The following is a 22,516-nucleotide window of genomic DNA, read 5'->3' on the forward strand; positions in this document are numbered from 1 at the left end:
AGGTGAACGTAGATTTGCTTGTGGGTGTAGTTTGGTTGGGTGACTTAAATTCTTTATGTAGTATGTAAGGGATAGTGAGTTGGTGGAGCGTCAATTCTCGGTCAACTCAAACGCCTCAATTCTGTTCGATAATAAACATACATGCTAAACTGTTGATTATAAGAACGAGGTTCGCTATCATGACAGTAATGGCAGTCAAATAGTTGATGCTGAGTTGTTTTTAAACGTGCAGTCAATCAGATAGTTGAGGGCAGACACGATTACAGGCAGGATTAATATTGTCTAAGGAACAGTCAACTGAGGGCTACCATGTCAGTGACCAGAGGTAGATCAAGATGCACAGCTGTGTCGATGGTCTTAGCTGAGTGATTTACTCTCAGCTTAGAGCATGGGGCGACCTTTGAGACCGCACTGTGGCTCAAAGTCGAGGTGGAAGCCCGTTTCTCAGGCTGGAACCGACCCCACAGCAGGGCATCTTGAATCTGCCGTCGGGAACGGGAATAACATACTAGCTACCTCAGTAAGCCATCCGTGAACGCGTAGATTTGGGGGAATGTATTGTGAATGAAATTGCAGGCGTCACCTTTTTCCAACGAGACTTGACCTATCCTACGAACCGTAATCGGCTACGGCTTGTATACTCTAAACCGGTGAATGCCTTATTCCGGGAACACCGCGTCTATAGCGAGATTCACTCGCAGGATAGTCGATTTAAAATTGATCAGGACAAAATTTTCTTTGGCAATCAGGCCGTCATCGAACCCTACACGGCGTTTGGTCGGGGGGCGGCCTTTCATTCGATGGGGGCGTTCAGTTATTCCTGGAGCGTGCTGCCGGTGAACACGGTGGTCGGGCGCTACTCCTCGATTGCTGCCGGGTCGAGCGTGATGAACGTCGACCACGCGCTACACCACTTCACGACTTCGAGCCTAACGTTTGACCACTACCATCAGCCGTTCAACGACTACTTGGCGGATCATTCTGCGTCTAAATTTGATAGCATCGGCCAGGATGGCATGTATCAGATTAAGCCGGTGGTGATTGGCAACGACGTGTGGATCGGCAAGGGCTGTGTGTTTGGCAACAAGGGCATCGTGGTCAACGATGGGGCAGTTATCGCTGCAGGGTCGCTGGTGACCAAGGATGTGCCGCCGTATGCGGTCGTTGGCGGTTGGCCGGCCAAGGTGATTAAGTTCCGCTTTGACTTTGCGACGATTCATGAGCTGATGGCGTTGAAATGGTGGCAGTATGATTTCGGCCAATTCGCCGACATTGAGGTCCAAGAGGACATTGGTCAGTTTATCGAGAAAATTCGGGCAGCGGAGGCGGCTGGCACGCTGGTTCCTTACGCGCCAGACCCCTTGACGCTGGCGGACGTTCAGGCAGCGACGGAACGGGAGGAAGCCTAAATGATAACGGTGATCAAACACAATACTTTCTTTCAGCGAGACGTGCAGTTGACCGACAAGCCGCGGGCCATCACGGTTCCCGTTCAGCCGGCCGTCGATGACTACTTGCGGGCGCATCACATCTATACCCGCTTTAATTCGGCGGACTCTCGGTTCAGGGTCGGGGCCGACCAGATTCGCTGGGGCGTGACCGCTAGTATTGAACCCTATACCACATTTGGGCGCGGCACCGCCTTTTACACGATGGGGGCGTTCAGCTATGCCTGGAGTCAACTGCCGGTGAACACGGTGGTTGGCCGCTACACCTCGATTGGGAGCCGGGTCCGTCAGCTCGGGCACAACCATCCCCTGGAGCGGTTCACCACCTCGAGTGTTAGCTTCGACGGCAAACTGGCGGCGTATCAGGATTATTTGCAAACGAGTGGACAGACTTACCGTCCCGTTGCCAATCCAGCTGCGGCGGTCCAACCCATTGTCATCGGCAATGACGTTTTAATTGGCGACGACGTGGTTTTTGGCAATCATGGCGTGGTGGTCAGTGACGGCGCGGTGGTCGCCGCTGGGAGTTTGGTAACGCACGATGTGCCACCGTACGCGGTCGTGGCGGGATGGCCGGCCCGAATCATCAAGTATCGCTTTGACTTTCCCACGATTGACCGCTTGCTGGACCTGCGCTGGTGGCAGTATGACTTTGGCCGTTTCGGGGAAATTGCCGCGGATGCGCGGATCGAGCCGTTTATTGCCCAACTGGAAAATCTGGTGGTGGCGCAAGGGTTACAGCCGTTTGACCCAGAACCGGTCACGGCTGCGGTAATACAATCGTTGGTCAGCAATCCATAAAAAACAGGCTAGCCGTTGGGTGGGTAAACCCGGGGTTAGCCTGTTTCAATTGTGAGCGAAGCTATTGTGACCGCTGACTAAACAACGGTCGCGTGTGACAACAGGATAAACTTGAGGACCGCAATCAGGAGCAGGAGAATCTGCAGGGCGAGGTCGGCCTCGTTTAGGAAGCGGTGGTCCTTGGTCGTGGTGAAGAAATCAAAGTGGCCCGTCAGCGTGACCAGAGCGAGAAAACTGATGACGGCGAGGACGATGGGCTGGGTCGTCAGGGCGGCCAGAATCAGTAACAGCAACGTGACGCCAAACAGGCCTTCCTGCAACTTAGAATTTTGTTGGACAACGTGCATAATGATCCCTCCAGTGAGCCCGGTAGATAGTACTGGGTTCGTTTGATACCGCCATTATGCCGGATTCTAGCGAAATGACCAGTTGCCGCAACTATTTTGGCAGAGATGGGTTAGCAAACTATCATAATTGACCGCGAAATCTTGCAAAAGAAGTAGTGGCTGATTGCAACTAAAAAACGTCGCTCTCCATGCTATAGTCCCCTTAAGGTTGACAGATGAAAAACTATAATTCATCTGTTAACTTTAAGGGGATTTTTCTATGCCTAGGACAAGATTTACAGCTATGGAGAAACTGGATATTTTGACTGGTCTATCACAGACCAAGTTGAACAGAAGCAAATACCTTGAGCAATATGGTATTTATGGCTCTACTATTCGTTTGTGGCGAGAACTTTACAAGCGTGATGGCCTCGACGGCCTAGAAGAACGCCATATCTGGACACGTTATAGTGCAAAGACCAAGCAGCAAGCCGTGGAAGCCTATCTAAATGGTAAAGGTAGTTTAGTTGAAATCAGCAATCGTTTTGGATTGAGAAGCGACAAGCAACTTCGCGACTGGATTAAGAAATTCCAGTATAATGGGACCAATAAATCATTGATGGCTACCCCGTCAAGAAGGCAGGTCCGCATTATGAGTCGTAAAACAACATTCGAAGAACGAATTAAAATTGTGGAGTATGTCACAGCTGGAAAGCATTCGTACTCCCAGGCATCCGAACACTTCAACGTCTCTTACCAACAGGTAAGAGCCTGGGTTCTCAAGTCCAAAGATGGTGGGTACACAGCATTAAAGGATGGCCGTGGACGTACTAAACCAGTTGAAGAAATGACTGAAGTTGAACGTTTAAAACTAGAGAATCGTCAACTAAAGGCCCAGCTCAAAGAACAGGAGGTAATGGAGCTCTTCGCAAAAAAAATCCGGGAACTACAGAACAAGGAGTGAACGCCCAACATAAATTAATATTCCAGACAATCCAGGAACTCAGTCCACAGATTCATGGCGCCCAAACCATTATTCTTCGCAAAGTGGGTCTATCTCGCCAAGCATTTAATCAATGGCTTCATCGTGAAGAAACCCCTTGGGAGCAACAAGAAGCGCAGCTTAAGCAAAAGATACTCATGTACTTCAATGCACATCGTCAGAGAATCGGCGCAGGAAAATTGAAGATTTATCTAGATCATGATTCAGATCTTGATTTTTACGTCTCGCTTAAGCGCGTTAAGCGGATTATGACTCTCCTGCATCTCAAGTGTCAAAGCAGACTGAAGAAACACCATCGAGTAAAACAAGCCGAACAAGAAATACGAGACAACGTATTAAATCAACGGTTTAATATGGCAGATAATCCAAATGAAGTGTGGTTGTCGGACGCCACCGAAGTTCGTTACGGTATCAATGGCGAGTACAAGGCTCGTTTGTGTGGTGTACTAGATCTATATGGCAGATATCTTTTATCCTACAATCTGAGTGTTACTGAGACCAGTGACGCAATGGTTGAAGTCTTTGAGCGAGCCTTTAGCAAAGCTGGAGAAGTTCATCCAATGGTTCATACCGATCGTGGTTCGGCTTACACTTCCAAAGATTTTAATAATCTAATGACCGAACACAAAGTCGTTCGGAGCATGTCCCGACCGGGAACGCCTTATGACAATGCCCCAATGGAACGTTGGTGGAATGAATTCAAGTTAAACTGGCTAGACAGCCACCCAATGCCTAAAACCAAGGAGGAGCTAATTAAGCTTATTGAGGAAGGTATTCACTACTTCAACTATATTGACCGTACAGCACAAAGAAACGGCTCCACCGCGGTTGAGTACCGCGGTGAAGCCGCTTAAACACATCTACAAAAATTATAGTATTTCATCCGTCAACTTGACAGGGACTAGTACACCATAATGGGGACGGCGTTTTTATTAGGCTAAATTTTGCCGCACTGCGGCTGCCAGGGATTCCGCCTGCTGTGGGGACGCTTCAGACTGGAAAAACACCAGTCTTCTCGCTCGCTTTGAAGCCACGAAGACCACGTGTCTTCAAAGTCGCCCATATTGTGAGCTAGCCACTGGCCAGCTCACAATATTACCACGGCTGGCTGCATCCCTGTCCTCCTCCGGCTCCACTTGTGGTTTATTACGACAATGGTTGGAAAACCTGGAGACTTAGAACTTTCAGCCTTTAGCTCACAAACTAGACCCAAAGCCATCATCTAGGTCTTGAACATAGTGTGGTGACTGATTCGGTTGGAGAAACTGGCAGAGTTCTGCTGGCTGAAAATCAATCTTGGCGAGCTGCTCTGGTGTTTTCCAGAGTAAGTGGTCGCCACTACAGGTGGTCGCTGGTAAGGTGACTGTCGTTTCGAGTTGAAATAGGAGCACCACTTGTTGCCAGGTTTCGCCAGGAATCGTGACGTGATGGTCGGCCACCGCTAGTAAGTGAATCGGGGTGACTGCAACTCCCAGCTCCTCGCGAAACTCACGGGCAATGGCCGCCGCAGCAGATTCGTGGAGTTTGACACGACCACCGATCAAGACGACGTCGGCGGTGGTCGAGGTGGTGACGAGAATGCGGCCGGTCGCATCAAAGATGGTTCCAGCCGCACGGTAGTTGAAGTTCCCGTTGGTCGTTTCTAACGTGATGTCATTGGGTTCGTGTTCCATGTCAATCTCCTTAGTTAGCCGAAACATACTTCAGTAGACCTCGTTGCCATTCAATGTAAGAAATAACCAGCAACACCCCGGTGACCAGGGCCGTCCACAGCAGCAGCCAGGTGGGCTGGTTGTGGCCGAACTGGGCCGGGACGTTGGTGATGGCCAGTGAGGGGATGACCCACAGGAAGAGCTGTTGGATCACCCGCGGATAAATTTTAGCCGGGCGCGCGGACGCGTCCATCAGGTCTTCTGGCAAGCCGTTGAGTGCGGACAGGCCGTCGACCCAAAAGGCCAGTGTGACCATGATCTGGTTGAGGGCAAAGACAAAGCCGATGCCGACCACCACTGCGACCAGGTAAAGGAAGAGGTTCAGCGGTGTCGGTTGCAGTTTGCTTAGAATCACGCCCTCGATGCCACCGGTCAGTAGCAACGTGACCAGCGAGGGAAAGTCCACCCGGTAGCACGCGTGGAACCAGTACGAATTGACCGGCCGCAACAAAGAGTAATCCAGGTTGCCGTCCAAAATTTGGTCGACCAGGTCCTCGTGCCCCGCGACAAATAAGAATTGGTAGGCGTAGCTGATGAGATTGGCCGTGGTGATGAGGTTCAGGTAATCGAGAAAATTCTAGCCGTAAATCGTCGGCGTAAACGAGAAATACACGCCCCCGGTGATCAGCTCAATGGCGTAGAACAGGACACCGAAGAGGGCGGTCAGCACGGTCGTCATCCGGTAGGTCATGGTCTCCGCTAAGCTTTGCGTGACCAGCACGCGATAAATTTTCAGCATTAGCTCCCCACCCCCTCATAGGAACGAATCCCCCGGGGCCAAACGATCTTCAGAATACCCAGGGCGACGACGGCCCACCCCAGCGCCCAACCACCCGCCAGCAAGATCTGGTTGAGCGACAGTTTGCCTAGGAGTAGCAGCGTCAGTTGGTTACCGGCCAGGGAAAAGGGATTATAAATTAGCCAGGCAAATGCCGGTGGCAGTACCTGAAGCGGAAAGGCCTGCCCACCCAGCAACAGGAAAAGCGCGCTCAGTACGGGCCGCAGCGGCCAGACCTGCACCAGCCAGAAGCTACACAGGCTGATGGCGGTGATCATCAGGAAAAACATCCCATAGGTCAACCCCATCAGGAGTAGGCTGCTCAGCGCGTACAGCAGGCCGCGGCGAAAGACCGGACTGATAAAACCCGTTGCTAGGCCGTAAATGGCCAGAAATGGCAGGCCCCGTCCCAGGTAATCCCAGAAACTTTGAATAAAATAATTGATGGGACGCATGAGCACGACGGAGAGGTTGCCACTGCGGACCAGTCCGCTGAATTTGAAAATGGGTTCCGCGGAAAAAATAAGGGCTAAAACGTTGACCACGATCAGATAGATGACCATCTGGTTGGGCTGGATGCCGGCAATGTCGCTCCGGCCGCTAAAGTTGTAGACGGCCAGCCACATGAAAATCGTGACCATGACGTTGACGGCGGTCGTCAGTAAGTGTAAAACCAGGTTGCCCCGGTAGGCCAGGGTGGCCATCAGGGCGTTTTGACAAGTCAGCCAATATTTCATTTGGTCGGCGCCTCCTCGGAAAACAGTTGCGTGAGGATGGCGTCCAGGCTGCCGTTGTGCCGGTTGACGCTTAAAATGTGGCGCGGGTCGATCGGCAGTTCGGTTAGCGTTGTCGCGTCAATTTCGTAGTGGGTCGCATCCACTTGGCGCACGTGGGTGGGCAGCGGGTCCAGCGGCGCGTCGGTCACGATTTCCAGGAGCGGGACGGTAGCGTAACGACTGATCAGGCCGGTCATTGTGCCGTCGAAGATCTTTTTACCATGGTTGATGACCGCAACGCGTTGGGCCAGCGCCTCGATATCCTTGGTGTTGTGGCTGGTCAGGATGATGGTCATCTGGGTGTCGTGATTCAGCTGCTTGAGGAACCGGTAAATGTTGGCCTGACTACTGACGTCGATACCAATCGTGGGTTCGTCCAGAAAGAGAATCTCGGGCTTATGGATCAGCGCGCAGATGAGTTCGAACTTGATGCGTTGGCCCAGCGAGAGCTTCCGGACGGGCACGTGGAGTTGGGGCGTCACGGCCAGTTCCTTGGTGAGAAAGGCCAGCCAGGTGGTGAAGGCGTCGTGGGGGATGTGGTAGATCTCCCGCAGGAGCACCAGGGTGTCCAACGGTGGTAGGTCCCAGGCCAGCTGACTCTTCTGACTCAGCATGACGCCGATGCGCTGCAGGAAGGCCGGCCGCTTGCGAAAGGGGACCTGATCGGTGAACAGGCGGACGTCACCGGCATTAACCGGCAGGATGCCCGTCATCAGTTTGATCAGGGTCGTTTTACCCGCCCCGTTGGCGCCCAGGAGGCCGAGAACCTCGCCCCGGTTGACGTGCAGTGAAATGTCTTGAACGGCCGCGACGGTGCTTTTTTGGCGGTGAAAGAGGTCGTGCCAGGCCCCGCTGAAGCCGGCTTGCTTGGTGAAGGTCACGTAGCTAAAATTCGCGTGGTCGACCGAAATAATGGGTGAAGGCATAGATGTCGCTTCCTAACTGTGATGGCTTCTAATTAATTTCTCATCATTTTATCATTATACACGTTCGGGGCGGTTTGACCAGTCATACCGCTGGAAACGGGGCAGTTAGGTGAAAGGAAACGCCAGGCTTGCAAAACCGTTTGAAAATGGGTAAACTAGGCAATACTGGATTTATGCGACCTTCAAATCGTAGATTCTCCAGAATCTGAGAGAAATGATGGTGATATCATGCAGGACAACAGCCATACACGGGTTGTCGTTGGTATGAGTGGCGGGGTCGATTCCTCCGTTGTCGCTTTGCGCTTAAAGCAGCAGGGCTACGACGTGATCGGCGTCTTCATGAAGAATTGGGACGATACGGACGAGAACGGGGTTTGTACCGCCACTGAAGACTATAAAGATGTAGCTAAGGTTGCTTCACAAATTGGCATTCCTTACTACTCCGTCAACTTTGAAAAGGAATACTGGGACCGCGTGTTCACGTACTTCTTGGATGAGTACAAAAAGGGTCGGACGCCGAACCCCGATGTGATCTGCAACAAGGAGATCAAGTTCAAGGCGTTCTTGGACTACGCATTGGAATTAGGTGCCGACTACATCGCAACGGGTCATTATGCCCAGTTGACGCGTGACGAGAACGGCGACGCACACTTAATGCGGGCCGTGGATCAGAACAAGGACCAGACTTACTTCTTGAGTCAGCTCTCAACGGAGCAGCTGGACCGCGTGATGTTCCCAATCGGTGACCTGGTTAAGCCCCAGGTCCGTGAAATTGCGAAGGAAGCCGGTTTGGCCACCGCTGATAAGAAGGACTCCATGGGAATCTGTTTTATCGGTGAAAAGGGTCACTTCAAGGACTTCTTGAACACGTATCTGCCAGCTAAGCCCGGCAAGATGATGACGGTCGACGGTGAGGTCAAGGGTGACCACGCCGGGTTGATGTACTACACGATCGGTCAGCGTCGCGGGTTAGGTATCGGTGGTGACGGTGAGGATAACGAGCCTTGGTTCGTGATCGGTAAGGACTTGACCAAGAACATTTTGTACGTGGGCAAGGGTTACCATAACTCTCATCTGTACGCAACGCACCTGTCTGCTTCGGACATTCACTGGGTCAACACGATTGACCGCGGCAGTGACTTCCACTGCACGGCGAAGTTCCGTTACCGGCAAAAGGATACTGGCGTGACCGTTCACTTGAGTGAGGACGGCCAGCAGGTCACAGTTGAATTTGACGACCCAGCCCGGGCCATCACGCCTGGTCAGGCCGTTGTGTTCTACAACGGTGACGAGTGCTTGGGGAGTGCCATCATCGACGCTGCCTACAACAAGGACCGCGAGTTACAGTTAATCTAATCTTTCAGCTCCTCATTGAACCGGCCTCGCTGGTTCAATGAGGAGCTTTTTGGTTACACGAGTCGTTGATGGGCCGCCTTACCGGGCGGAGAAAATGGGATCGGAACGCTGAGGGGAGGACGTCTAGAGCCAAGGAGCGGTCTCTAGACTCGCTTTGAGCCGAAGCCCGCGTCTCAAAGTCGCCATTTTCTGAGTAAGTCACTCAGAAAATCCCACAGCTGGACCCATTTTCTCCGCCCTCACGGCTCACGACGGTGGTAACCAGCTCCTATCGAAATGGCGGGCCGATTCATGACAACTGTGACTGTCACGAAGGGTGAGTCGTCAGTCCTGAGGTGGGGGTGACTGGTCTAGTTAGTAAGTACACGCGGTGGGCAGGACGGCCAGAGCCAAAGGGCGGTCTCTGACCTTGTTTCTGAGCCGAAGCCCGCGTCTCAAAAACACCACTTGTCATGAGAACGGAACGTTCTCACGACAAGTCCCACGGCTGAAACTATTTTCACCATCCCTGCGGCGGAGACGGCGGTCACTGGCAGCTGATGTGGTGGCGAGGTCGGTTTGATGGGAAGCTAGCGATGATTTGACTACTGGTAACTGGCAGTCGGAGTTGTGGGGATGTCCTAGGCAACGTAAGTTTAATTGAGAATTTTTAGTTAACTTAAAGTGGTGGACACGCCGACGGTAGATATAATGCCAGTGACCTAAGTGAAAGAAACACCCGTAAAATTTAAATCAGTCCGTTCTTGGGCTACCGGAGCGGAGGTGAACGGTCGGTGGGGACAGCCAGAGCGAAAGGGGGACGGGGATAGAACCCTGTGTCGGTGGTGTTAGCTGGGTGAATTTTTCCCAGCTTTACAGCACGGGACGACCTTTGAGACGTGGGCTTCGGCTCAAAGGCGAGCCGGAGGACCGCTTCTCAGTCCGCAGGCGGTCCCCACAGGGGAGCAGTCCCTAATTCACCGCAGCGGAGGCAGACCAAGAACCCAGGCAATTTGAATTTTCTAACGGATGTTTCTTTGAAAACTTAGGAAAAACTGGCATAATATAGACTATGTGACTTTACGGAAAGGACGGCAACAATTTTGAAATTATACTTTATTCGCCACGGCAAGACCGAGTGGAACCTGGAAGGCCGGTTCCAAGGCGCCGGGGGCGATTCTCCCCTGTTAACCGAGAGCTACGACCAGATGGTGCAGGTCGGCCGCTTCTTGAAGGACACGCCGTTCACCCACGCGTACGCCAGCCCCATCAAACGGGCCCGGGTGACGGCCCAACACGTGGTCAAAGAATTACATCAACAGGTGCCGCTGACGCTGGTTAGCCGCCTGGAGGAATTTCATTTAGGCAAGATGGAAGGTATGGCGTTTACCGCGGTGCGCGACCAATTTCCAGCTGAACTCGATGCCTTTCGCAATCATCCGGACCGCTACGATGCGGCGAAGATTGGTGGGGAGACGTTTACCCAGGTGATCGACCGGATGACGCCCGCCATTCAAAAAATCGTGGCGGCTAATCCTAAGCCGACCGACAACGTTCTCATCGTCAGCCATGGGGCGGCCCTGAACGCGGAAATCAACGCGTTACTGGGGACGCCACTGGCCGACCTGCGGAAACGTGGGGGCCTGCGAAACACCAGCGTGACGGTTCTGGAGACCGTGGACGGGCACCACTACGACCTGGTCGACTGGAACGATACCAGCTTCTTGACGGCAACTGCGACGCCAACCGATACAATTTAGGTGATAAAATGACTGAAGAAAAAATGACCCGCGATGCGGATAAAGAAAAATCAGAACAAATGGTTCATCAATTAGTTCAACGAATCGACACCCATCCCGGTGATGCGGAAGCGTATTACGAATTGGCAACGGTGTTGGTCGACCTGAACTCCTACGCCCAGGCCGAGGAACTCCTGATGAAGGCCCTCGGGCTCTTTGCGACCCAACCGGCCGTGGTGGAAAAGCTTCGCTACGGACTGGGCAACGTGTACTACGCCGCGGAAGATTACACCAAGGCTATTCAGCAGTTTGATCAGCTGGGGGCGCAGTGGAAGGGCGCCGGCTACCTGATGATGGCGCAGAGCTATATGGCTAACGGCGACCACAAGCGGGCACTGGCCTTTGCCTTAACGGCGCTGACCAGTCAACCGACCGACGAGGCGACCCTCCAGGTCATGGCTGAAAACCTATTGGCCTTGGGCAACATGGACCAGGCGGCCGAGTACTATGACCGCGTGCTCCAACTGGATGCCAAGAACGGCCGAGCCCACTTTGACCGCGGCCTGGTGGCCATGGTCTTAGGCCAACCCTACCAGGACCATTTCGCCCAGGCCAAGCGGCTGGACCCCACGTACTATGAGAAGGGCCAACAACGGCTAGCCGACATTGAACGCTTCGTGCAAACGCAACGGGGCAAGACTGACGACCAAAAGTAAGGGAGGCGCACAGATGGCAACCGAATCGCTCGATTTATTTGAAGAAAGTGGCGCGCCTCAGGCCGATTACGTGGTCGGCACCGTCAGTGCGGTCTTTTTTGCCAGCAACGATAGCTTCTACAAGGTCATGCTGGTCAAGGTATCCGAGACCAGTATGGACTGGCACGAGGACGAAATCGTCGTCACCGGGAACTTTGCCGATATCAAGGACGACGTGACCTACCGCTTCACGGGGAAGCGCGTGGAACACCCCAAGTATGGGGTCCAGTTTCAGGCGGATAACTATCAAAATGAAACGCCAACCACCCGCAGCGGCGTCGTGGGCTATTTAAGCGGCGACGACTTTCCCGGGCTGGGCAAGAAGACGGCCGAGAAAATTGTGGATGCTTTGGGCACCAACGCTATTGAAGAAATTTTAAACGATCCGGCGGTGCTCCAGCCACTTGGCTTGTCGCCCAAGGTATCGGCGACCCTGATCAGTCAACTCCAGACCAATAACGGGATGGAACAGATCATCATCGGCCTCAACGGTTACGGCTTCGGGAGCACGTTGGCCGCGGCCATTTACAACCGGTATCAGGAAAAAACGCTGGACGTGATTCACGAGAATCCGTACCAATTGGCCGAAGACATCAACGGGGTCAGCTTCCGACGGGCAGACCAAATCGCCACCCAGCTGGGTTACGAGGCGGATAAGCCCGAACGGTTGCGGGCCGGCCTGCTACAGACGCTCAACGACCTGTCGGTGGCTAACGGGGATACCTATACCACGGCTAAACCGTTACTGGCCAACGCGTTGAGCCTGTTGGAAAATTCACGCAACGTTCGCCTGGACCCAGCCAAACTAGCGGATGAACTGCTGGAACTGGCCAAGGAACAGAAGGTTGTGGGCGATGACCAGCGAATCTACTTGAAGACGCTCTATGACGCCGAATGGCAGATTGCGGAGCACCTTCAGCGGTTATTAAAGGCGGATGATTCGCCGGCCAAGTTCAACGATGACGCCATCCGTAAGCAACTACGTATCGTGGAGAAGCAGGGTGACATCGTGTATGATGAGTCCCAAACGGCGGCGTTGACCGCGGCTATCCAGGCCAAGGTCATGCTGCTGACTGGGGGACCCGGGACCGGGAAGACCACCATCATTCGCGGACTGGTCAATTTGTACGCCCGCATGCACGAGGTCTCGCTGGATATCAATGAGTACAAGGAAAAACCATTTCCAATCCTCCTAGCCGCCCCAACCGGCCGGGCGGCCAAACGGATGAGCGAGTCGACCGGCTTACCGGCCAGCACGATTCACCGTCTGCTGGGCCTGACCGGTCGGGAAGACAACCTGGATGAGGCGGCTACCAACGACTTAGAGGGCGGGCTGTTGATCATCGATGAAATGTCGATGGTCGACGTCTACCTGATGAAGACGCTCTTGCGGGCCGTACCCGTGGGAATGCAGGTCGTACTGGTCGGTGATAAGGACCAATTGCCATCCGTCGGCCCCGGTCAGGTCTTTCACGACCTGTTGGCCAGTGACCAGCTGCAAAAGATTCAGCTCGATACGATTTACCGGCAGGGGGATGGCTCGTCCATCATCCCGTTGGCCCACGCCATTAAGTCGGGGAAACTACCGGCTGACTTCACCAAGAACCAAAAGGACCGGTCGTTTATCGCCTGTCACGCCAATCAGGTGGAGAGCGTGATCGACCAAATCGTTCAGAAGGCCCACGCCAAGGGCTTTTCCGCCAGCGATATTCAGGTGCTGGCGCCCATGTACCGCGGCTCAGCTGGGATTGACCGCTTGAACGTGGTATTACAGGATATCTTGAACCCGAAAAAGTCTGAACGGACCAAGGAAGTTGAGTTCCGTAACCAGAAATTTCGGATTGGCGACAAGGTCTTGCACCTGGTCAACAGCCCCGAAAACAACGTGTTCAACGGGGATATCGGGGTGATCACTGGGATCGATTTGGCCAGCGATAAGCACAGCGAGGTCAAGAGTGACCAGCTGACAATTGCCTTTGAGCAGACCGAGGTCACGTACGCCCGCAACGACTGGAACCGGCTGACCCTGGCTTACTGTATGTCGATTCACAAGTCACAGGGGTCCGAATTTAAAATGGTGATCCTGCCCATGGTTGGCCAGTACAACCGAATGCTCCAACGAAACCTGCTGTATACGGCGGTCACGCGGGCAGCGGACATGCTGATTCTCCTGGGTGAGTCGCGGGCCTTCGAGGCCTGTGTCACCAGCCTGGGCGTCAACCGGAACACCACGCTGACAACGCGGATTCAAACGGTACTGGACCCAGATGGGACGCCCGTGACGCCTGCGGAGCCGGAAGAAACAACGCCAGCTGCTGAGACCGAGACGCCGGCACCGGCTGCGGCACCAACCACGGCTGAGGTGGAAACGTCCGAGCCCGTCACGGCGGATGTCGCGTCGACTGACACCCCAGAACCCACGACGCCAACGGATTACCGCTTGACGCCGGAGCTGGTCTTGAGCCGAAAGATTGACCCCATGATCGGGATGCAGGGTGTGTCACCCAAACAATTTATGCCATCCGTATAAAATAGCGGTTGCAAGCGTTGCGTTTCCGGTCAAAGATTGCGATAATAAAGACAGAAAAAAGCGCGCTACTGGGCGTCAGTTGGTCTGATGAAAATGACCAGTGCCCGGTAGTCCGTAAAATATACGAATTTGTGGAAAACCCACAGGGAGGCTGTTATGGCAGAACACGTCGAAGCTGGCAGAATGAAAGTCTTTGCTTTGAACTCGAACCGACCACTCGCCGAAAAGATTGCGAAGGCGGCAGGTGTCGAATTAGGGAAGTCAACAATCAAGCACTTTAGTGACGGTGAGATTCAGATCAGTATTGACGAAAGTATTCGGGGGGATGAATTGTTCCTGATTCAATCCGTTTCGGATCCGGTTAACACGAACCTGATGGAATTATTGATCATGGTGGATGCCGCACGGCGAGCCAGCGCTGAGAAAATCAACGTGGTCATTCCGTACTACGGTTACTCACGGGCCGACCGTAAAGCCCGTTCCCGCGAACCCATTACGGCCAAGTTAATTGCGTCATTGCTACAAATGGATGGTGTCAACCGGGTCATTGCCTTAGACCTGCATGCGGCTCAGCTGCAAGGATTCTTTGACATTCCCGTTGACCACCTCCAGAGTGACCGGTTACTGACCAGCTACTTTGAAAACAGCACGACCTTGGCTGATGAGGATATCGTCGTGGTTGCGCCTGACCATGCTGGTGTCAGTCGGGCCCGGCGGTTAGCTGAACTCTTAGGCGCCCCGATTGCCATCATTGACAACCGTTCCGATACGGAAAATGCGGCGCATCCTGAGGCTGTCATTGGGGATGTGAAGGGTAAGCACGCTATCCTGGTGGATGATATCATTGATACCGCCATCCGGATCACCGTTTCCGCTGATGCCTTGAAGAAGGCCGGTGCGGCGGACGTTTACGCGGCAGCGACCCATGCGGTTCTGTCCGGTGACGCGACCCAACGCATCAACGATTCCGTGTTGAAGAAGGTTGTCATCACCGACTCCATTCAATTGCCAGAGGACAAGCAAAGCGACAAGTTTGTCGTGATGTCCGTGGGCGAAATGTTTGGGAAGGCCATCGACCTGATTTACCATGAAGAACCCGTCGATTCCCTGTTCCACAAGGCACTTAAGCGCCAAGAACAATAAAAAAATGAATTTAATGAAGTGGTTGAGAAATAATCTCAATCACTTTTTTTCGTCGTAACAGCTAATATACAGATTTAGTAAAGTTAATGTACAGGCTTGGTAAAGGGAATTTACAACCTTTTGTGCGTTAGCTATAATGAACGAATCGGGGTGATTGTGAAAATTGGGGGGAGGTCAGAATGATGTCTAATTGGAAAGCTTTTGGGATCGATGCGCCACTCGTTCCCGTGCTGTATCTGTTGGCGGCGGTCTTTTTGTTTGTGCAGGGCTACGTGTTGCGACCAGCGGCACCCATCGTCCTAGAGGTGATTGCGGCGGTCATCGTGTTCATCGAAGGGGGCCTCTTCTTACATACCACGGTTCGCGGAAAGTATCGGTTGTTTGATCAGCTGATTCCGCGACTGGGTGTGAAGGCGACCGACCAGATTCTGGATCTCGGTTGTGGTCGGGGGGCGCTGTTAACCCGGTTGGCCGGGAAATTAGAAAAGTCGGGACAAGCCGTGGGGCTGGACTTGTGGCATTCACGCGACCAGTCGCATAACGCCGCGGCAGTCACCCAGCGAAATGTGACGGCATTAGGACTCACCGACCGGGTCAAATTAGTGACTGGCGACATGGTGGCTTTGCCCTTTCCGGACGACCAATTTGACGTCATCACCACCAGTTTTGCGTTGCATAATATTCATGGCGTCCAGCAACGACAGCAGGCGTTACAAGAGGCGGTCCGGGTGTTGAAACCAGGCGGCCAGTTGGTCATCATCGACACTGGCCATCACGCCGCTGAGTATCGTCAGATTCTCAGTGCGGCGCATCTGGATGTTCGGGAAGCCCATTCGCTGGGCATCAACGGCTGGTGGTCTGGCCCCTGGATGAACAGCTATTTGGTGCGCGGGGTTAAGTTGTAAATCAGCTGTCAGTGGTGACGGAATTTTATTTTGTACAAAAGGGGTTCCACCAAGTCGGTGGGACCCCTTTAACGTTAAATCATTTTCATATGAATTGATTTCCGGTCATAATCTAAATACCGCTCGAGCCAGTTCTGCCCGGCCGTTAAGACCACGCAACAGAGCCAGTAGAGAATGGCAATCGTGATGTAGATCGTCATGTAGTCCTGATTTGCTCCGGCCACAATTTTCGCGTCCATAAACATTTCGGTCACGGTAATCATGGCGGCCAACGAGGTGCCCTTGAACATGTCCAGCAGAATGTTGCCGAGGGCTGGAATGCTGATGCGGAAGGCCTGCGGAATGATAATCAGGCGCATGACCTTGCGATAGGGCAACCCAATCGAGTAGGCGGCTTCGTACTGACCGTGGTCGATTCCCAGAAATGAGGACCGAAAGACCTCGGACACGAACGCCGCGGCACCAATCGTAAACGAGATGATGGCGGCGGGAATGGCGGTCAGACCAAAGCCAAAGTAGACGATGAACAGGACGACCAGCATGGGCACGCCGCGCATAAAGGAAATATAAGCGCGGGCAATCCAGTGCAGTACCCGAATGTGGCTGAGTTGCGCCAGCGTCAGGAACATCCCCAGAATCGTGGCCAGCACGAAGGCCATTAAAGTTAGGTAGATGGTCATCGGCAGTCCCGCCAGGATCTGGGGGATGGATGACCAAGCCAACTTGGCGTTAAAAAATCCCGGAATCGAGAAATATTTTAGCACAGTGGCGTCACCTGACTTTCTATTGACCCGTGTACTTAGACTTAATGGTGAAGTTCTTAGAAATCTTTACGTTCGGCTTCTTCGTAACATCGGCGCCATAGTACTTTTCAGAAATCTTCTTGATGGTACCGTTCTTCAATAATTTTTGAACTTCTTTGTCGACTTCGGCCTTCAGCTTGGTGTTGCTCTTCTTCATCAAGATCCCCACACCCTGACCATCATCGCTGGTGGTAAAGTACATGTTCTTGACCAAATGCAGACCGTTGTTCGGAATAGCCTTCAACGCCAGCTTTTGCAGGTAGTAGTCGTTCATGATCATATCAGTCTTGCCATTTTTAACGTCCTTCAAATAAACATCATTCGAAACGTTGTCATAGTTGACCAATTTGGCACCAAGTTGTTGGGCCAACCGTTGATAACCCGTTCCGGCTTCACCAGCAGACTTCTTACCCTTGATGTCTGACCAGTTGTGGATGCCGGAGTCATTGCTGTTCCGGACCATGATACTGTTGAAGGAGTGCTTGTACACCGTGGACAGCGCGTACTGCTTCTTCCGGGCAGGGGACAACCCAAAGTCATTAGCCGCCATATCTGCCTTACCCGTGTTGACCGCCGTTAATTGACCGTCAACGCTGAGTTCCTTGAATTCAACCTTCTTGTGCAGACCCTTGGCGACGGCACGGACAACTTCAATGTCATACCCCGTCAGCTTACTGTTCTTAGAGGTGTGGAATGACGTGGGATACAAAGTCCCGGACGTTGCCACAATCAAGGTCTTCTTGTTAGCCACCTTGGTGTTTGTTGACTCCGACGACGATGAGCTCTTCCCGCAACCAACGAGACCGACGCCCATCACTAAGCTTAAACCTAAACCTAAAACCAACCATTTTTTCGTCTTATTCATCAATTTTTCATTCCTTTCAATTTGTGACCTAAGACTTTTTAAGTATAACTATTTGAAAACGCTTTTACAACCGTCGCGTTCGCAAATGGTGTGGCAAAAAATACTGCCGTTCCCGGCGGCGAATTCAAAGTTCCCTGCTGTGGGGAACGCTTCCAGCCAAAAGGCGGTCTTCCAGCTCGCCTTGAAACCTCGCTGAAAGTCGCGAGTTTCCAAGGTCGTCCCGTGCTCTAGGCTGAATGAAAAACTTCAGCCAAGACCACCGACACAGCAGGAAACTTTGATTCGCCTCTGGTCACTCAGATTTGCCACGGCACTTACACTTGGCGGTTGACGTCTCCTGATGTATGCGAGTGTGAAAACTTTTTCAGCGACTGTGGTGTTGTGGGCGCCTATTAGACACAACTATCGAGACTTTGTACTAGAGAGCGTGGAATGGAAATTCACAAATAGTCCATTTTGTTAGGACTTTTGGCTGGTGTTGCAGGTAAACAAAGATCAGTAAATTAGAAAACTCGTTCTTACTATGAAAAGTCGGCAAATTGCGGGGCACTGTACAACAAAATTTAATTGGAAAGCGGTATAGTTACAGTTGGTCCTAGTTTTTAGTAAGTGAATTTTTAGTGTGAGTGGTTTAATCGTGTAGTCAAAGGACTTGTTGACAGACTATTCAAATTGAATTGACATGGTTCATGAATGCATGACACGGTTACTCGCTCACTAATCGGTACTGGAATCGTAAAATATTGCGTCAATATCAGTGACCAGAGGCGAATCAAGGTGACCTGCTGTGTTGGTGTTGTTGGCTGGGGTTCTTTCCCAGCCTAGAACACGGGACGACCTTGGAAACTCGCGAACCTTAGCGAGGTTTCAAGGCGAGGTGGAAGACTGCTTTTCAGTCTGGAACCGTTCCCCACAGCTGGGCACCTTGAATTCGCCGGCGGGAACGATGGCGATGGCCCAATTTTTATGGTCTCAGAGCGACGTACATAAAATTTGTAGGAGGCGTTTGATTTGGCAATTACGGATTGGATCGGTACACCAGCATTAACGTGGGCACAACGGTTGCGCAGCGGTGAAGTGACCAGCCAAGAGCTGATTGAACGAGCATTTACCGAGATTGAAAAACAGAACCCGCAGTTAAATGCGGTGATTACGACTAGAAAAGAGAAAGCCTTAAAGGAAGCCGCGGCCCAAACCGATACCGGCCAACCATTTCTGGGCGTGCCGTTACTCTTGAAGGGCCTGGGTCAACAGCTGAAGGGCGAATCGAGCACGAGCGGGTCGCGCCTGTTGAAAGACAACGTTGCCACCCAGACGAACTTCTTTGTCGAAGCGTTGCAACGGGCCGGATTCATTGTGATTGGTCAAACCAATTTCCCCGAATTTGGGTTTAAAAATATCACGGACGCCGATATTTATGGCGACGCCCACAATCCGTGGAACCTGGATTACCAACCCGGGGGGTCCTCTGGTGGTGCCGGGGCTGCGGTAGCCGCAGGGATGGTGCCTCTAGCTGCCGGCAGTGATGGTGGCGGGTCGATTCGGATTCCGTCATCCTGGTCCGGAACCATCGGCCTGAAGCCAACACGGGGTCGCGTCCCCGTGGGCCCTGGCGATTGGCGTTCCTGGCAAGGGGCAGCCATTGACTTCGGTCTGACCCGCTCCGTGCGGGATACCGCGGCCTTACTGGACAGTTTACAAACGATTCAACCGGCGGCCGTTTTCCAGCAACCGTTGGAACAACCAGGTTTCTTAGCGCAGTTGGATCAGCCGGTTCAGCCCGGAGTCATCGGCTATACGACCGAATCCCCAGTGGGGACACCGGTCAGTCCGGACGCTGTCAAGGCGGTCGAAGAGGCCGTCGCCTTTTTAACCAGTGAAGGGTTTGACGTCGAAGAGGTTCACAATCCCATCGATGGCGTGGCCTTAATGGAAAGCTATTACACCATGAACGCTGGGGAAACGGCGGCCTTCATGGGCGATATGCAGGACGCTATGGGCCGGCCATTGACGCGTGACGACATGGAGCTCCTGACGTGGGCGCTGTATCAGACCGGGCTGAATACCAGTGCGGCCGAGTACAGCCAATCTCTGGGCAAATGGGATCAGGCGGCCTGGCAAATGGCCCAGTTACACGCCAAGTATCCGGTCATCCTGACGCCAACGACCGCCTGGCCAGCACCTAAGATCGGCGACACCTTGGTTTCTGCAGAAAATGCCGCGAAGATGGCTGACATCACGAGTTTGAAACCAGCCGCACAGAAGCAACTGATCTACGACCAATGGTTACCCGCCCTGACCCGCTCGCCATTTACGCAACAGGCCAACTTAACCGGGGAACCGGCCATCAGTTTACCAACGACCGTGACCGCCGATGGATTACCACTGGGCATCCAATTTAATGCGGCAAAGGGTCAGGAAGCGGTTTTATTAAAGCTCGGGGCTTTATTCGAACGCGCAGGTAAGTTAAAATTGTTACACCAGACTATTTTAGATTAGAGGAGCGAAAGTTTTGAAGGGAAAGCAAGTTAGTATTTTAATTGGGGTCGCGTTGGTGGTTGCGGGCGGATTAGCCGCTTGTGGCAAGTCAACGTCCAGCACCAACAAGTCCGGCCAGTTGGCGACGAATCAGTCCGTCAAGTTGTCGGCCAAATCTGAGGTCACCACGCTAGACGTGTCCAAGGCCGCAGATTCCACGAGTTTAACCATGCTGTACCATACGCAAGAGGGATTGTATCGGTTAGGCAAGAATGAAAAGTTGATCAACGCCATGGCTACCAAGACGACGGTGTCTAACGGCGGGAAGACGTACGTGTTTAAATTACGGCAGAACAACCACTGGAACGATGGCAAGGCCGTAACGGCCAACGACTTCGTTTACTCTTGGCGCCGGACGGTCAATCCCAAGACGGCATCCGAGTATGCGTACTTGATGGCCGGTCTGAAAAATTATAATGCCATTCAAAAGGGGAACCTCGGACCGGACCAATTAGGGGTTCAGGCGGTGAACAAAAACACCTTGAAGGTTACCTTGAGCAAGCCAGTCGCTTACTTCAAACTGTTGTTGGCCTTCCCAACCTTCTTCCCACAGGAACAAAGTGTCGTGGAGAAGAACGGGAGCGACAACGGTCATTCAAGTAGCCAGACGGCGTACGATGGGCCATTTACCATGACCAAGTGGCAAGGGACCAACCAGAGTTGGGTCTTGAAGAAGAACACCAAGTTCTGGGACAAAAAGGCCATCACATTGGACAAGATGAACTTCCAAGTGGTCGCTGATCCTTCGACCGGGTTGAGTTTATACCAGAAGCATGAACTGGACGCCACGACCCTGGATGGGACGCAGGTCGCCAACCTGAAGAACAATCAGGACATGAAGACCTTTGTTGGCGGGACCACCTACTACATGCAGATGAATCAGAAGAAGGTCAAGGCCTTACGGAACTTGAAGGTGCGTCAAGCCTTATCCATGGCCATCGATAAGCAACAATTGGCCAAGAGCGTTTTGCGTGATGGGTCCAAGGCACCAATGGGCTTCGTTTCGCAAAACCTGTCCCGTAATCCAAAGACGAAGACTGATTTTGCTAAGGACGCCTACGTTAAGGATGGGGTCACTTACGATTTGAAGCAGGCCAAGACCTTGATGAAGGCCGGCTTAAAGGCTTCCGGTCAAAAGAGCCTGAAGTTAACGTTGCTGGCGGATGATACGAGTGTGACCAAGACGGTGGCGCAGTACATCCAAGCTGAGCTGCAAAAGATGCCAAACGTTAAGGTCACCATCAACACGTTGCCTTACAAGACGCGGTTGAGTCGGTCAAACGCCGGGAACTTTGAACTGGTTCTGTCCAGTTGGGGCGCCGACTTCGCCGATCCAATCAACTTCTTATCCCTGATGAGCACCGGTAACACCAACAATAACGGTGACTTCTCGGATGCCAAGTATGACGGCTACGTGAAGGATTCAGAAAACAAGGACGCCAATAACCCAACGGCCCGTTACCAAGACCTGGTCAACGCCGAAAAGCGCTTGATGACGCAACAAGGGGTCGTGCCATTGTATCAACCCGCTACCGTTGAAATGTGGAACTCCAAGGTTTCTGGGTATGTTTGGAATCCGGCGGGGATGAGTCGTGGCTACCAATGGATGAAGGTCGAAAAGTAACGGTCACTGGTTAATTTAGTGTCTTACAGCGCCTTACCGGGCGGGGAAAATAGCCTGGAACGCGGAGGGGAGGACGCCCCGAGCCAAAGGGCGGTCTCGGGACTCGCTTTGAACCTCTGGAAAACGAGTTTCAAAGTCGCCATTTTCTAAGGAGATCACTTAGAAAATCCCACGGCTGAGGCTATTTTCCCCGCCCTCACGGCTGACACGGGATTAACCTGTGACGGTATTGTTCGAGCTTTCCGGGTTTACTTTTTGAAATTAAATGGTTTATGTGGGTCGTGTTAGAGAATATGCTGAAAGGCATTTCTTGACACGACTTTTGTATGGCTGGAGGCCGGTCCTCTGATTCGCTTGGTAGCGAGGTTAAGGTTATTGCGGCTTTCTCTAGTTTATAAGGTTAACTATGATCTGGGAGTGTTCAAAAAAGTTGACTGGAAGAGAAATATATATTAAGATGGCAAATGAAGAAGAGGCAGATACTCGTCTAGTTGCCCTTTTCTTAATTG

The 22,516-nt window shown here is 52.6% G+C and carries 20 protein-coding genes; 12 read left to right on the forward strand and 8 right to left on the reverse strand.

Annotated elements, in window-relative coordinates:
- The first annotated feature begins 560 nt into the window (after positions 1–560).
- The gene (locus tag ACEPST_RS11440; RefSeq protein WP_275404344.1) at positions 561–1,409 is read left to right on the forward strand and encodes a CatB-related O-acetyltransferase; all 849 of its coding nucleotides are present in this window, start codon (positions 561–563) and stop codon (positions 1,407–1,409) included.
- Positions 1,410–2,249, forward strand: coding sequence for a CatB-related O-acetyltransferase (locus ACEPST_RS11445; protein ID WP_204122247.1), 840 nt, complete (start codon positions 1,410–1,412; stop codon positions 2,247–2,249).
- Positions 2,250–2,326: 77 nt separating this feature from the next.
- On the opposite strand, the gene ACEPST_RS11450 is transcribed toward ACEPST_RS11445, so the two are convergent.
- A complete protein-coding gene (locus tag ACEPST_RS11450; RefSeq protein ID WP_204122248.1) occupies positions 2,327–2,596 on the reverse strand; it encodes a hypothetical protein in 270 nt (89 codons plus the stop codon).
- 283 nt (positions 2,597–2,879) lie between these two features.
- Between ACEPST_RS11450 and ACEPST_RS11455 the strand changes: the two genes are divergently transcribed.
- On the forward strand, positions 2,880–3,539 hold the full coding sequence (locus ACEPST_RS11455) for a helix-turn-helix domain-containing protein (protein ID WP_395390461.1): 660 nt from the start codon (positions 2,880–2,882) through the stop codon (positions 3,537–3,539).
- Positions 3,536–4,432, forward strand: a complete 897-nt coding sequence (locus ACEPST_RS11460) for an IS3 family transposase (protein ID WP_395390462.1) — start codon at positions 3,536–3,538, stop codon at positions 4,430–4,432. The genes ACEPST_RS11455 and ACEPST_RS11460 overlap by 4 nt, the downstream gene beginning before the upstream one ends.
- A gap of 342 nt (positions 4,433–4,774) precedes the next feature.
- Here ACEPST_RS11460 and ACEPST_RS11465 read toward each other — a convergent pair whose 3' ends face one another.
- The 5 genes from ACEPST_RS11465 to ACEPST_RS11485 are packed head-to-tail and all read right to left on the reverse strand — an operon-like array spanning position 4,775 to position 7,770.
- Positions 4,775–5,251 (reverse strand): NUDIX domain-containing protein, encoded by a 477-nt coding sequence (locus tag ACEPST_RS11465; protein ID WP_204121503.1) that lies wholly within the window; start codon positions 5,249–5,251, stop codon positions 4,775–4,777.
- 10 nt (positions 5,252–5,261) lie between these two features.
- Positions 5,262–5,852, reverse strand: a complete 591-nt coding sequence (locus tag ACEPST_RS11470) for an ABC-2 family transporter protein (protein ID WP_395391011.1) — start codon at positions 5,850–5,852, stop codon at positions 5,262–5,264.
- Positions 5,853–5,867: 15 nt separating this feature from the next.
- Positions 5,868–6,029, reverse strand: a complete 162-nt coding sequence (locus ACEPST_RS11475) for a hypothetical protein (protein ID WP_395390857.1) — start codon at positions 6,027–6,029, stop codon at positions 5,868–5,870.
- Positions 6,029–6,805 (reverse strand): ABC-2 family transporter protein, encoded by a 777-nt coding sequence (locus tag ACEPST_RS11480; RefSeq protein ID WP_204121501.1) that lies wholly within the window; start codon positions 6,803–6,805, stop codon positions 6,029–6,031. The genes ACEPST_RS11475 and ACEPST_RS11480 overlap by 1 nt, the downstream gene beginning before the upstream one ends.
- Complete coding sequence (locus ACEPST_RS11485) at positions 6,802–7,770, reverse strand: ABC transporter ATP-binding protein (protein ID WP_204121500.1); 969 nt, start codon at positions 7,768–7,770, stop codon at positions 6,802–6,804. The genes ACEPST_RS11480 and ACEPST_RS11485 overlap by 4 nt, the downstream gene beginning before the upstream one ends.
- 228 nt (positions 7,771–7,998) lie before the next feature.
- Between ACEPST_RS11485 and mnmA the strand changes: the two genes are divergently transcribed.
- From mnmA to ACEPST_RS11515, 6 genes are all read left to right on the forward strand, one after another.
- Positions 7,999–9,126, forward strand: a complete 1,128-nt coding sequence (gene mnmA, locus ACEPST_RS11490) for a tRNA 2-thiouridine(34) synthase MnmA (protein WP_125763044.1) — start codon at positions 7,999–8,001, stop codon at positions 9,124–9,126.
- 1,079 nt (positions 9,127–10,205) lie between these two features.
- On the forward strand, positions 10,206–10,865 hold the full coding sequence (locus ACEPST_RS11495) for a histidine phosphatase family protein (RefSeq protein ID WP_204121506.1): 660 nt from the start codon (positions 10,206–10,208) through the stop codon (positions 10,863–10,865).
- Positions 10,866–10,873: 8 nt separating this feature from the next.
- Positions 10,874–11,560, forward strand: coding sequence for a tetratricopeptide repeat protein (locus ACEPST_RS11500; RefSeq protein WP_204121499.1), 687 nt, complete (start codon positions 10,874–10,876; stop codon positions 11,558–11,560).
- A gap of 13 nt (positions 11,561–11,573) precedes the next feature.
- The gene (locus tag ACEPST_RS11505) at positions 11,574–14,129 is read left to right on the forward strand and encodes an ATP-dependent RecD-like DNA helicase (protein WP_204121498.1); all 2,556 of its coding nucleotides are present in this window, start codon (positions 11,574–11,576) and stop codon (positions 14,127–14,129) included.
- A 156-nt stretch (positions 14,130–14,285) separates the two neighbouring features.
- A complete protein-coding gene (locus ACEPST_RS11510; RefSeq protein WP_204121497.1) occupies positions 14,286–15,272 on the forward strand; it encodes a ribose-phosphate diphosphokinase in 987 nt (328 codons plus the stop codon).
- A 182-nt stretch (positions 15,273–15,454) separates the two neighbouring features.
- The gene (locus ACEPST_RS11515; RefSeq protein ID WP_204121496.1) at positions 15,455–16,177 is read left to right on the forward strand and encodes a class I SAM-dependent methyltransferase; all 723 of its coding nucleotides are present in this window, start codon (positions 15,455–15,457) and stop codon (positions 16,175–16,177) included.
- Positions 16,178–16,251: 74 nt separating this feature from the next.
- Here ACEPST_RS11515 and ACEPST_RS11520 read toward each other — a convergent pair whose 3' ends face one another.
- Positions 16,252–16,941 carry an amino acid ABC transporter permease gene (locus ACEPST_RS11520; RefSeq protein ID WP_125763032.1) on the reverse strand — a complete coding sequence of 230 codons (690 nt, stop codon included), beginning with the start codon at positions 16,939–16,941 and terminating at the stop codon, positions 16,252–16,254.
- Positions 16,942–16,960: 19 nt separating this feature from the next.
- A complete protein-coding gene (locus tag ACEPST_RS11525) occupies positions 16,961–17,845 on the reverse strand; it encodes a transporter substrate-binding domain-containing protein (protein WP_203646048.1) in 885 nt (294 codons plus the stop codon).
- A 1,011-nt stretch (positions 17,846–18,856) separates the two neighbouring features.
- On the opposite strand from ACEPST_RS11525, the gene ACEPST_RS11530 reads away from it, so the two are divergent.
- The gene (locus ACEPST_RS11530; protein ID WP_395390864.1) at positions 18,857–20,344 is read left to right on the forward strand and encodes an amidase; all 1,488 of its coding nucleotides are present in this window, start codon (positions 18,857–18,859) and stop codon (positions 20,342–20,344) included.
- A gap of 13 nt (positions 20,345–20,357) precedes the next feature.
- A complete protein-coding gene (locus tag ACEPST_RS11535) occupies positions 20,358–22,007 on the forward strand; it encodes a peptide ABC transporter substrate-binding protein (protein ID WP_204121494.1) in 1,650 nt (549 codons plus the stop codon).
- Positions 22,008–22,516: the final 509 nt, after the last annotated feature.

The sequence above is a fragment of the Levilactobacillus sp. FUA 3915 genome (assembly GCF_044053135.1).
GTDB classification, from domain to species: domain Bacteria; phylum Bacillota; class Bacilli; order Lactobacillales; family Lactobacillaceae; genus Levilactobacillus; species Levilactobacillus lanxiensis.

Bases quoted from the DNA above. Each gene is read 5' to 3' on its own strand.
- mnmA (WP_125763044.1), top strand. From the start codon at position 7,999: ATGCAGGACAACAGCCATACACGGGTTGTCGTTGGTATGAGTGGCGGG.
- ACEPST_RS11510 (WP_204121497.1), top strand. From the start codon at position 14,286: ATGGCAGAACACGTCGAAGCTGGCAGAATGAAAGTCTTTGCTTTGAAC.
- ACEPST_RS11475 (WP_395390857.1), bottom strand. From the start codon at position 6,029: ATGCTGAAAATTTATCGCGTGCTGGTCACGCAAAGCTTAGCGGAGACC.
- ACEPST_RS11455 (WP_395390461.1), top strand. From the start codon at position 2,880: ATGGAGAAACTGGATATTTTGACTGGTCTATCACAGACCAAGTTGAAC.
- ACEPST_RS11515 (WP_204121496.1), top strand. From the start codon at position 15,455: ATGTCTAATTGGAAAGCTTTTGGGATCGATGCGCCACTCGTTCCCGTG.
- ACEPST_RS11450 (WP_204122248.1), bottom strand. From the start codon at position 2,596: ATGCACGTTGTCCAACAAAATTCTAAGTTGCAGGAAGGCCTGTTTGGC.
- ACEPST_RS11445 (WP_204122247.1), top strand. From the start codon at position 1,410: ATGATAACGGTGATCAAACACAATACTTTCTTTCAGCGAGACGTGCAG.
- ACEPST_RS11480 (WP_204121501.1), bottom strand. From the start codon at position 6,805: ATGAAATATTGGCTGACTTGTCAAAACGCCCTGATGGCCACCCTGGCC.
- ACEPST_RS11500 (WP_204121499.1), top strand. From the start codon at position 10,874: ATGACTGAAGAAAAAATGACCCGCGATGCGGATAAAGAAAAATCAGAA.
- ACEPST_RS11485 (WP_204121500.1), bottom strand. From the start codon at position 7,770: ATGCCTTCACCCATTATTTCGGTCGACCACGCGAATTTTAGCTACGTG.
- ACEPST_RS11505 (WP_204121498.1), top strand. From the start codon at position 11,574: ATGGCAACCGAATCGCTCGATTTATTTGAAGAAAGTGGCGCGCCTCAG.
- ACEPST_RS11465 (WP_204121503.1), bottom strand. From the start codon at position 5,251: ATGGAACACGAACCCAATGACATCACGTTAGAAACGACCAACGGGAAC.
- ACEPST_RS11525 (WP_203646048.1), bottom strand. From the start codon at position 17,845: ATGAATAAGACGAAAAAATGGTTGGTTTTAGGTTTAGGTTTAAGCTTA.